Source organism: Streptomyces sp. NPDC001750 (assembly GCF_042892615.1).
Taxonomy (GTDB): Bacteria; Actinomycetota; Actinomycetes; order Streptomycetales; family Streptomycetaceae; genus Streptomyces.
In genome coordinates this window covers 1-10,976 of record NZ_JBIAUE010000066.1, presented here as the reverse complement: position 1 = coordinate 10,976, position 10,976 = coordinate 1, and the positions used below count along the sequence as shown (strand labels likewise).

The window sequence follows — 10,976 nt, the reverse complement described above, 5'->3', positions numbered from 1 at the left end:
CCTTCCGGTCCAGGCTTTCCTCCGGGCTTTTCCCTTCGGTCTTGCGTTTCCGACTCTATCAGACTCTTTCGTGTCCGATTCCCGGTCGAAGCGGGCCTCTGCAGAGCAGAAGAATTCGCCTTCCAGATATACGCTTTCGCGCTTTCCCTTTCCGGCGTGCCCGACTCTATCAGGCATTTTCCCATTCTCTGGCCGGCCCTTGCGGACATGCAGGTGCCCACCCTGAAATGGAATCGTGCGTGAGGAGTCGTCACCGACCCCTTTTCCACGTTGCACCGGGGTCAGGCGGAGGTATGACCATACAGGTGGGCCCGGGGCGAGGCAAATCGCTTCCGGTGACCACGCTGGGTCTCGAACCGTCAGCACTCGGCCGGAATCAGAACTTCTTATGACTTACGCTGCTGAACAGCACGCCGTCGTCCGCCAGCCGTGACGACGCCACCCGAGCTCCACCCTGGGAGGTTCCCCATGACCGCTGTGACGTCGCCTCTTGCCGGACGTGCCATCGGGCTCGCCGCAGTACCGGACCCGGTTTTCGCCGGCGCGATGGTGGGCCCGGGGACCGCGATCGATCCCGTACGTGAGCCGTCCGAGGCCGTGTCGCCGGTCGAGGGCATCGTCGTCTCCCTCCACCCGCACGCGTTCGTCGTCGTGGACGGGGAGGGGCACGGTGTGCTCGTCCACCTCGGTATCGACACCGTTCAGCTCAACGGCGAGGGCTTCGAACTCCTCGTCAACAAGGGGGACACGGTCGCGCGCGGCCAGGCGATCGTGAGGTGGGATCCCGCGGGTGTGGAGGCTGCGGGCAAGTCTCCCGTGTGCCCGGTCGTCGCACTCGAGGCCACGGCCGACTCCCTCGCCGACGTCCGTGAGGACGGGGACGTGAAGACCGGCGACACACTGTTCGGCTGGCAGTGACGGGCTCGGCGAAGTGACAGCGGACCGGATATCCACAGCGGGGGCACGGCCCACCGCACGACCGGGGACGGGTGAGATGGAGACAACGCTGCGAGGAGTCGGCGTGAGCCACGGGGTGGCGATCGGCGAGGTGCGTCATATGGGTACGGCGGTGCTCGAACCGCCGGCCAAGCAGATCCCGGCCGAGGAGGCGGAGCGCGAACAGGGGCGCGCCCGCCAGGCGGTGGAGGCCGTGGCGGCGGACCTGATCGCGCGGGGCAACCTGGCCGGGGGCGAGGCGCAGCACGTCCTCGAGGCCCAGGCCATGATGGCGCAGGACCCGGAGCTGATGGCCGACGTGGAGCGGCGCATCGCCGTCGGCAGCTCCGCCGAACGGGGGGTCTACGACGCCTTCGCCTCCTACCGGGCGCTGCTCGCCAATGCCGGGGAGTACCTCGCGGGGCGGGTCGCCGACCTCGACGACGTGCGCAACCGGATCGTGGCCCGGCTGCTCGGTGTGCCGATGCCCGGCGTGCCGGACAGCGACCAGCCGTACGTACTGATCGCGCGGGACCTGGCGCCCGCCGACACCGCGCTGCTCGACCCCGCGCTGGTGCTCGGTTTCGTCACCGAGGAGGGTGGGCCGACCAGTCACAGCGCGATCCTGGCCCGGGCGCTCGGGGTGCCCGCCGTGGTGGCCCTCCCCGGTGCCACCGAGCTGGCCGAGGGCGCTGTCGTCGCGGTGGACGGCAGCACCGGCGAGGTCTTCGTGGAGCCCGGCGCCGAGAAGCGCGCGGAACTGCGGAGTGCCGCCGCCTCGCGCAAGGCCGCGCTGGCCGCGTCGACCGGTCCGGGGGCGACCTCCGACGGTCACAAGATCCCGCTGCTCGCCAATGTGGGGGGTCCGGGGGACGTGCTCGCGGCGGTCGAGGCCGGTGCGGAGGGTGTGGGTCTCTTCCGCACCGAGTTCCTTTTCCTGGACGACAGCGATCGAGCGCCGTCGGAGGAGAAGCAGTTCGCGGCGTACCGGGCGGTGCTCGAGGCGTTTCCCGAAGGGCGCGTCGTGGTGCGGGTGCTGGACGCCGGTGCCGACAAGCCGCTCGCCTTCCTGACGCCCGCGGACGAACCGAACCCGGCGCTGGGTGTGCGCGGGCTGCGGAGCCTGCTGGAACACCCCGAGGTGCTGCGGACCCAGCTCGCCGCGCTGGCGAAGGCGGCCGAGGGTCTGCCCGTCCATCTCGAGGTCATGGCCCCGATGGTGGCGGACCGCACGGACGCGAGGGCCTTCGCCGACGCCTGCCGTGAGGCGGGGCTGGGGGCGAAGTTCGGGGCGATGGTGGAGATCCCGTCCGCCGCGCTGCGGGCACGCTCGATCCTGCAGGAGGTGGAGTTCCTGTCGCTGGGCACCAACGACCTGGCGCAGTACACCTTCGCCGCCGACCGGCAGGTGGGGGCGGTGTCCCGGCTCCAGGACCCCTGGCAGCCAGCGCTGCTCGACCTGGTGGCGCTCTCGGCGGAGGCGGCCCGGGCCGAGGGAAAGAGCTGTGGCGTCTGTGGTGAGGCGGCCTCCGATCCGCTGCTCGCCTGCGTTCTGACGGGTCTGGGCGTGACGTCGTTGTCGATGGGCGCGGCGTCCATTCCGTATGTGCGCGCCGCTCTGGCCAAGCACACGCTGGCGCAGTGCGAGCGCGCCGCCTCCGCCGCACGTGCGGCGGACTCCGCGGAGGAGGCCCGGACGGCCGCTCAGGCCGTGCTGTCGGGCGAGTAGCCGCGAGGTGAAGGGGCTCCCCGCCCGATGAGTGCGGGGAGCCCCTTCCGTGTCCTCGCGTGGTGCGTCCCCGTCCCGGTGTTCCTCCGTTCTCAGTGGTGTTCTTCCGGCTCGTCGGCTCCGAGGTCGAAGCCCGCGCAGTAGTCCACATGCGGCTCGGGGGCGACGGGTTCGCCGGTGTCGGCGTCGGTGCAGTAGGCACTGAAGACCTCGCCCGCGGTGAGCGGGACCAGGCGGGCGCGGTCCAGGCGCCAGCCGTGGACGCGGTCCCGGGTGCCGGGATTGCTGGTGCGGAGCACGACCCCCCCGGGCTTTTCGAGGGCGACGCCGACGGCGAGGACGGTGACGAACTCGACGCCCTCCGACGATTCGAGGCGGGCGGGGCCCCCGGTGTCACGTTCGACGTGGAGGACCGAGAGCAGGTGCTCGCCCGCCGCGGGGGCCGAGCAGACGAGGTGGTGGGTGCCCGGACCCGCGGTCTCCAGCATGCGCAGCAGGAGATGGGAGGCCCGGTCGAAGGCGGCGCGGCCGATGTCCTGGCCGCAGTCCGCACACTCCCCGAGGCCGGCCAGGGTCATCGTGGCGTACTCCCAGGTGGCCTGGCGGACGGCCCGGTCGACCAGGAGCGGGATCAGGTCCTCGATGCGTTGGCCGGTGTACGCGACGGTGGCTCCGGACGCGGCGATCTCCGCAGTGAAGCGGCTGCGGCTGGCGGGGGCGTCGGCCGTGATTCCGGACTCGGCGCAGAACTCCGCGTACTCCTCGGGGTCGAAGAGCGCGACCGTGGCGTGCCTGCCCTGTGCGGCGAGGGACTTGAGCAGGCCCTCGACCTGCTGGAGATAGACGGTGTGGTCGTCGAAGGCGAAGGTGCGGTAGCGCCGCATCGCCGCGAAGTCCCGTTCGTCGGCCAGCAGGCCGATAGTGCTGGGGGCTTCGCGGCGCAGCGTGCGGCGCATGGACGTCCCGGTACGACCTCGGCCGCGGGGCCGGGCGGCGGTGACGGTCCCCTCCCGCCTCTCCCGCCCCGGCCCTTCCTGTGCGGCCCTTTCGCGCGTGGTCCTCCCGGGCTCGGTCCCGCCGGGCCCGGTCCGCCGGATGTTGCTGTGGTGCGCCATGTGACTCCCCCAGTGCGCTGACGATCGTTGCTCACTCAGAGTAATCATGGGCACTGACAACATGGCGCTCAGCGACGTCTGCGGGCGAGGTCCTCGAAGAAGCGGAGGAGTTCGAGGTTGTCGACGGAGCCGGGGTTGACCGCCTTGGTCAGGTCGGTTCCCTGCAGGAGGCGTTTGACCGGAACCTCGATGCGCTTGCCGGTGAGGGTGTGCGGGATGCCGGGGACCTCGATGACCTCGTCCGGAACATGACGCGGCGAGAGGTTCTCGCGGATAGTGCGCTTGATGCTGTCGCGGAGGTCGTCGTCGAGCACGGCGCCCTCGGCGAGGTGGACGAACAGCGGCATCCAGTAGCCGCCGTCGGGTTCCTCGATGCCGATGACGAGGGATTCGCGGATCTCGGGAAGCCGCTCGACGGCCTCGTAGATGTCCGACGAGCCCATCCGCACGCCTTGGCGGTTGAGGGTGGAGTCGGATCGGCCGTGGATGACGACCGAGCCCCGTTCGGTGATCGTGATCCAGTCGCCGTGACGCCAGACGCCGGGGTACATGTCGAAGTAGCTGTCGTGGTAGCGGCTGCCGTCGGGGTCGTTCCAGAAGCGGATCGGCATGGACGGCATGGGTGCGGTGACGACGAGTTCGCCGACCTCGCCGACGAGCGGCTTGCCCGCGGGGTCCCAGGACTGCAAGTCCGTGCCGAGGCACGGGGCCTGGAGCTCGCCGATGTGCACGGGGAGGGTGGGGACCGCACCGGCAAAGCAGCTGCACACGTCCGTTCCGCCACTGACGGAGGCGATCCACAGGTCGTCGCCGACCTCGTCGTGCAGCCAGCGGAATCCGTCGGGCGGGAGCGGGGATCCGGTGGTGGCGACGCACTGGATCCGGGAGAGGTCGAGGTCGCGCCCGGGGTGGATGCCGGCCTTGCGACAGGCCATCACGTAGGAGGCGGAGGTGCCGAAGAGGGTGGCTCCGGTCTGTTCGGCGATCCGCCACTGGGCGCTGACGTCCGGGAAGCCGGGGCTTCCGTCGTACAGCACGAGCGCGGTGCCGGTGAGCAGGCCGGAGACGAGGAAGTTCCACATCATCCAGCCGGTGGAGGTGTACCAGAAGAACCGGTCCTCGGGGCCGAGGTCGCAGTGCAGGCCGATCTGCTTGAAGTGTTCGAGCAGGATGCCGCCCTGGGACTGGACGATGGCTTTGGGGAGTCCGGTCGTCCCGGAGGAGTACAGCACCCACAGCGGATGGTCGAAGGGCACCGGCTCGAAGACGGGTTCCGTGTCCGCGGCGGTGAGGGCGGACCATTCGAGCGCGCCGTCCGGGGCGTCCGTGCCCAGGAGCGGGATGTGGACGACGGCGCGCAGGGTGGGGAGTTCGCGGCGCAGCTCCGCGACCGTGTCGGCGCGGTCGTACTCCTTGCCGCCGTAGCAGTAGCCGTCCACCGTGAACAGGACGACGGGTTCGACCTGTTGGAAGCGGTCGAGGACGCTGCGGGCGCCGAAGTCCGGGGCGCAGGACGTCCAGACCCCGCCGACGGCGGCGGTGGCGAGGAAGGCGATGACGGCCTGGGGGATGTTGGGGAGGTACGCACTGACCCGGTCGCCCGGCCGGACGCCGAGGGCGCGCAGTTCGGCGGCGAGGGATCCGACCCTGCGGCGGAGTTCGGACCAGGAGACCGCGGCCTGGGTGTGGGTCTCGTCGACGTGGAGCAGCGCGGGGGCGTCCGCGCGCGAGGGGTCCTCGGCGGCGCGCAGGGCGTGTTCGGCGTAGTTGAGGGTGGCGCCCGGGAACCACTGTGCGCCGGGCATGGTGCGGTCGCCCGTGACGGACTCGTACGGGGTGGAGAACCGTACGTCGAACCAGTCGGCGACAGCCTTCCAGAAGGTGTCGAGTTCCTCGACGGACCAGCGGTGCAGTGCCTGGTAGCCGCCTTCGGCCGGGGCTCCGTAGCGCCCCGCCGCCCAGTTCTGGAAGCGGGTGACGGCCGCGGCGGCGACGCGGTCGGGGCCGGGCTGCCAGAGCGGGGTCTCGTCGGTTGCTGCGGTCATGGGGCTGCTCCCTGACTGTACGGATACGCGGGGTCGGCATGGGACGCGCACCCGTGCCGGGGTGTGCGCGTGAGGCGGCCGTTACGGACGATGCCATGTGATCGTCGTTCGCACCAGGGTTCACCGCCCATGGTCCGGTGTCCGCACATGTGGGCCGACCACGGGTACGCGCGGGCCGACCGTGGGTGAACGGAAGTTGAACGGGGCCCGCCCCCGGTCCGCCGGGTGGCAGGGTGAGCCGCATGGATGGTCGTGACCTGGTGCGCTCGGTGAAGTTGGTCGGTTCGGCGCGGGGGCTGCGCATGGTGCGCTCAGCCGTGCGCCGGCGGAACGCGGACGCGCGGGCGCTGCCGCGCCGCGGTGCGGAGCGGGCGCGGGTGCCGGGGCTCGTGGTGGGGGCTGAGCCGGGGCCGGGCGGGGGCCTGGTGCGGTTCGCGCGGTCGGAGCTGCGGGTCCGGGTGACGGTGGGCGGCGCGGTGTTCTGGAGCTGGGACGGGGCCGACCCGCTGCCGTCGTACGCGCTGGCCGGTGCGGCGCCGGAGGCGGATCCGCGGGCCCGGCTGGAGCCGGACACGGAGGACGGCTGGCAGGTGGTGTCGGAGCGGCTGACCCTCGCGGTGTCGCGGCACGGGGCCGTGGAGCTGCGGACGCCGGGCGGGGTGATGCTCCGGCGCGAGCTGCCGCCGCGCTGGTGGGAGCCGGTCGCGGGGGGTGCGGCCCGGTGGGTGCAACGGTCCGAGGTGCCCGCGGACGCCCGGTTCTTCGGGCTCGGCGGGCGGGCCTCGGGCCCTCGGCTGCGGGACGGGGTGTACCGGCTGTGGAACACCGATCCCGGCGGGCGGTTCGGACCGGAGGACGATCCGTTGTCCCTGACCATGCCGGTGCAGCTGGTGGTGTCCGACGCGGGGACGCATCTGTTGTTCCACGACAACAGCTGGTCGGGGCGGGTGACCCTGCGCGAGGGCGAGGAGGGCGCGGGTTCCGGCCATGACCGGCCGGGCACGTGCGAGGTGCGGATGGACGGCGGGCCACTGCGGTGCTGGGCGACGGCGGGTACGCCGGCCCGGGTGCTGCAGAGCTGGACCGCGCTCACGGGCGCCCCGGCGCTGCCGCCGTCATGGGCGCTCGGTCCGCAGCACGCCCGTTGGGGGTTCGGCGGCGAGCGGGAGGTGCGGCGGATCGTCGCCGGGTACCGGGAGCGGGAGCTGCCGCTGTCCGCTCTGCATCTGGACATCGATCACTTCGACGGAAACCGGGTCTTCACCGTCGACCGGGGGCGTTTCCCGGATCTGCCGGGGCTGGCGGAGGAGTTGCGGGAGAAGGGGGTCCGGCTGGTGTCGATCGTCGATCCCGCGGTGAAGGCGGAGCCCGGGTACGCGGTGTTCGACTCGGGCACGGAGGTCGGGAGCCGGGGGGCGTTCGTGCGGGACGCCCGGGGGCGGGTGGTGCGCGGGGAGGTGTGGCCGGGTGAGTGCGTGTATCCGGACTTCACCGACCCGCTGGTGCGGGAGTGGTGGGGCGGGCTGTACGAGGAGCGGCTCGTGCAGGGGTTCTCCGGAGTGTGGCACGACATGAACGAGCCGGTGTCGTTCGCGGCGTTCGGGGATCCGACGCTGCCTCGGTCGGCGCGGCACTGCCTGGAGGGCCGCGGAGGGGATCACCGCGAGGCGCACAACGTGTACGGGCTCGCCATGGCGCGTGCCGGTCACGAGGCGCTGCGCCGACTGCGGCCGCGGGAGCGTCCTTTCCTGTTCTCGCGTTCGGGCTGGGCGGGGATGCAGCGGTACGGGGGCACCTGGTCCGGTGACGTGGCGACCGGCTGGCCCGGATTGCGGGCGTCGCTGGCACTGGTGCTGGGGCTCGGGCTGTGCGGGGTGCCGTACTCGGGGCCGGACGTGGGCGGGTTCGACGGGTCCCCCTCGCCCGAGTTGTATCTGCGGTGGTTCCAGCTCGGCGCCTATGTGCCGTTGTTCCGGACGCACGCGGCGATCGACGCAGGTCGGCGGGAGCCGTGGGAGTTCGGGCCGCAAGTGCTGGAGTACGCACGGGCCGCGCTGGTGGAGCGGGAGCGGCTGAGGCCGTACTTCGAGACACTGGCGGGGCTGGCCGCGCTGACCGGCGCGCCCTACGTGCGACCGCTGTGGTGGGGGGCGCCCGGGGAGCGGGCGTTGCGGGACTGCGAGGACGCGTTCCTGCTGGGGGACGCGCTGCTGGTGGCGCCGGTGCTGGAGCGGGGTGCGGACCGCCGGGCGGTGCGGCTGCCGCGGGGCCGGTGGTACGACACGGCGACGGGCGAGGTCCACGAGGGGCCGGGACAGGTGTTGCTGGACGCTCCGCTGTCCCGGGTGCCGGTGCTGGCGCGGGCCGGTTCGGTGCTGCCCGTGCGGGGCGCGGACGGGGAGGTGGAACTGGAGGTGTGGGCTCCGGCGGCGGGCCGCACCGGGGGTGGGCTGGTGGTGCCGGACCCGGGCGACGGCCGGGAACGGGCGGAGGTCGAGCGGTACACGACGAGGCTGGTGGACGGAAAGGTCGTGGTGGAGCGTGAGGGGGCGGAGGGACCGGGCCGCCCGGTACGTGTGCGCGGCGCATAGGGCCGGGGCGCGCAACCGGGCGAGCTCGGAGTGCCGGGGTGCGCGGTCACGGAAGCGTGGTGCCGGAGCGCACGGCAGGACGGCTCGGAGTGCCGGGGTGCGCGGTCACGGAAGCGTGGTGCCGGGGCGCACGCCGGCGGACGCGGGGCACCGGCCGTGGTGGCGGGCCCGGGGCGGGCGGTGACCGGGCGCCCCGTGTGTCCGTCCGGTCAGTGGTAGGCGCCCTCGAACCACGACCGGACGGCGAGCGTGTGCAGGGGGAAAGCGAGCTCGGTGGGTGCGCCGAGCACGTGGAAGCCCGTGGTCTCGTCGGTCGGTACGGAGGGCGGGAGGGCGGCCGAGGGGCGTACCGGGAGGAGCCCGAAGAGGAGCAGGTGGCCTTCCGGGTCGCTGAGGGCGTCGGCGAGCCGGACGTCCCCTTCGTCGGCCTCGATACCGGTCTCCTCACGGAGTTCGCGCACCACGGCGTGCTTCCAGTCCTCGTCGTGGTCGATGAAGCCACCGGGGAGCGCGACCCCGCCGAACTGCGGCGCGATGGTCCGGGTGATCACGACGAGGCCGGTGCCGTCGCGGCCGGTGACGGGGAGCAGGGCCACGGCGACCGGCAGGGGGTTGCGGTAGGCAGTGTCGCCGCAGACGGCGCAGGTGCGGGGCCAGGCACCCGGGGCCGCCGGGACGGCGTACGGTGCGCCGCACGTGGCGCAGTGGGAGCCCTTGACCGGCTTCTGCGGATGATTCGTGATCGCGGACACGCGCGGACTGTATCCGATCCCCTGTCAAGCTCTCCCCCGTTCCAGGATTATGTGCCCATGACAGGTATGCGTTCCGCCTTCCGCCTCCTGGTGACCGCTGCTGCCGCCCTGCTCGCCGTCACCGCCACCGCCCCGGCGGCCCGCGCCCGGCCCGAGCCGAAGGCCCCCGGCGAATTCGTCGCTCTCCGCTCGGTGGACCCGACGATCATCCAGGAGATGCGCTACCCCACCGCCCACACCTTCATGGGCGTGCCGGTGGACGGCTACCGCGAGCCGCTCTGCATCCTGACGCGCCCCGCGGCCCGGGCCCTCCATCGTGCGCAGACCCGGCTGCTGCGCCGGGGCTACTCCCTGAAGGTGTACGACTGCTACCGGCCGCAGCGGGCGGTCGACCACTTCGTGCGCTGGGCGAAGGACCTCGACGACCGGACGATGAAGGGCGAGTTCTACCCCCGGGTCGACAAGTCGCGGCTGTTCGCGGACGGGTACATCGCGGAGAAGTCCGGGCACAGCCGGGGCAGCACGGTGGACCTGACGTTGGTGAAGCTGCCCGCTGCGCCGGCCGGACCGGACGACCCCGGCCGGTGGAACGTGCCCTGCTACGCACCGCAGGACGAACGCTTCCCGGACAGCTCCGTGGACATGGGCACGGGTTTCGACTGCTTCGACACGCTCGCCCACACCGACGACCCACGGGTCCAGGGAGCGCAGCGGGCCAACCGGCAGTTCCTGAAGCGGACCCTCGCCGAGGCCGGATTCGTGAACCTGGCCGAGGAATGGTGGCACTACACCCTCCGGGCGGAGCCGTTCCCGGACACCTACTTCGACTTCCCGGTCGCGAGAAGGTCCGTGGCGGGGCACTGACACGCGGACGGGAGGGAGCGGCCGGGACCACCCCCGCGGGTTCCGGCCGCCCCTCCTCTCCGCTCCGACGCGTCCGGGCCGTTTCCGGTTGCCGTCCGAGCCATTACGGTGCCCGTATGCCACAACAGGAGTTCGATTCGTACGAGGATTTCTGGCCCTACTACGTCGCGATGCACTCCAGGGCCGCGACCCGCTGGGTCCATCTGACCGGGACCCTCACCGGTCTCGCGGTCGCCGCCTACGGCCTGGCGCGAGGACGCAAGAAGTACGCCGCCGCGCTGCCGCTGATCGGCTACGGGACCGCCTGGGCCGCCCATTTCCTGATCGAGAAGAACAACCCGGCCACGTTCGGGCACCCTGTCTGGTCGCTCCGCGGTGACGTGCGGATGATCCGGACAATGCTGGCGGGACGCGACCACGAGCTGGCGGAGACCGCCGCCGAGTGGCTCGCCGTCAACCGTCGGCCGTGAACGCGGGCGGCGGTCGTCGCGGGGTGCCGGACGCCGCCCGGCCCTCCGGTCGAACGACGCCGGTTCGGCGCCACCTCGTCGAACCGGTCGACGCACGGGTCACACGCCCAGGGGGGCGCCCCGCACCCTGTTCACGGCGATGCCCGGACAAGGCTTCACGACCACTGGGCAGGAGTTCCACAATTCCACTCCGGCCGTGATCAGTTCCAGTACCGCGCCTGGCTCGTCGGAGGTCCACGCAGCGCACTCACCTACCGCTCAGAAGCCGAACGACGCGACGCCTCCCCGCAATGGCTGCACACCTACAATCACCACCACGGACACACCGCACTCGCAGGTAGACCACCCGCCAGCCGCGTGAGCCTTTCCGGTCGCAGTACTAGTAGGGCTTGGTCATGTTGGTGCGGGGTCTGGCATGTCGCGGTGACAGGTGGGGCAGGCGCCGGTCCAGGTCGCGATGAGTATCTGCAGCTC

Annotated in this window: 8 protein-coding genes and 1 pseudogene; 6 read left to right on the top strand and 3 right to left on the bottom strand. The window is 72.1% G+C overall.

The annotated features are described in order from the left end of the window. Positions 1-468 precede the first annotated feature (468 nt). Together ACFYY6_RS37810 and ptsP are read left to right on the top strand one after the other, a co-directional pair. Positions 469-918 (top strand): PTS glucose transporter subunit IIA, encoded by a 450-nt coding sequence (locus ACFYY6_RS37810; RefSeq protein WP_351522229.1) that lies wholly within the window; start codon positions 469-471, stop codon positions 916-918. A gap of 76 nt (positions 919-994) precedes the next feature. Then, complete coding sequence (gene ptsP, locus ACFYY6_RS37805; RefSeq protein ID WP_351522231.1) at positions 995-2,665, top strand: phosphoenolpyruvate--protein phosphotransferase; 1,671 nt, start codon at positions 995-997, stop codon at positions 2,663-2,665. Positions 2,666-2,757: 92 nt separating this feature from the next. On the opposite strand, the gene ACFYY6_RS37800 is transcribed toward ptsP, so the two are convergent. Next, positions 2,758-3,621: a hypothetical protein gene (locus ACFYY6_RS37800; RefSeq protein ID WP_351522232.1), complete on the bottom strand. Its 864-nt coding sequence runs from the start codon at positions 3,619-3,621 to the stop codon at positions 2,758-2,760. Positions 3,622-3,848: 227 nt separating this feature from the next. Then, complete coding sequence (locus tag ACFYY6_RS37795; protein WP_388653781.1) at positions 3,849-5,825, bottom strand: acetoacetate--CoA ligase; 1,977 nt, start codon at positions 5,823-5,825, stop codon at positions 3,849-3,851. 242 nt (positions 5,826-6,067) lie between these two features. Here ACFYY6_RS37795 and ACFYY6_RS37790 point away from each other — a divergent pair, with 242 nt between their 5' ends. Then, positions 6,068-8,416, top strand: coding sequence for a glycoside hydrolase family 31 protein (locus ACFYY6_RS37790; protein WP_351522236.1), 2,349 nt, complete (start codon positions 6,068-6,070; stop codon positions 8,414-8,416). Between the two features lie 209 nt (positions 8,417-8,625). Here ACFYY6_RS37790 and ACFYY6_RS37785 read toward each other — a convergent pair whose 3' ends face one another. Further along, a complete protein-coding gene (locus tag ACFYY6_RS37785) occupies positions 8,626-9,168 on the bottom strand; it encodes an NUDIX domain-containing protein (RefSeq protein ID WP_351522237.1) in 543 nt (180 codons plus the stop codon). Between the two features lie 57 nt (positions 9,169-9,225). On the opposite strand from ACFYY6_RS37785, the gene ACFYY6_RS37780 reads away from it, so the two are divergent. From ACFYY6_RS37780 to ACFYY6_RS37770, 3 genes and pseudogenes are all read left to right on the top strand, one after another. Further along, a complete protein-coding gene (locus tag ACFYY6_RS37780) occupies positions 9,226-10,032 on the top strand; it encodes a M15 family metallopeptidase (RefSeq protein ID WP_351522239.1) in 807 nt (268 codons plus the stop codon). Positions 10,033-10,148: 116 nt separating this feature from the next. Continuing rightward, positions 10,149-10,502, top strand: a complete 354-nt coding sequence (locus ACFYY6_RS37775; protein WP_389197707.1) for an Mpo1-like protein — start codon at positions 10,149-10,151, stop codon at positions 10,500-10,502. A 252-nt stretch (positions 10,503-10,754) separates the two neighbouring features. Then, a pseudogene (locus tag ACFYY6_RS37770) lies at positions 10,755-10,877 on the top strand (IS481 family transposase); the annotation flags it as partial. Between the last annotated feature and the right edge of the window lie 99 nt (positions 10,878-10,976).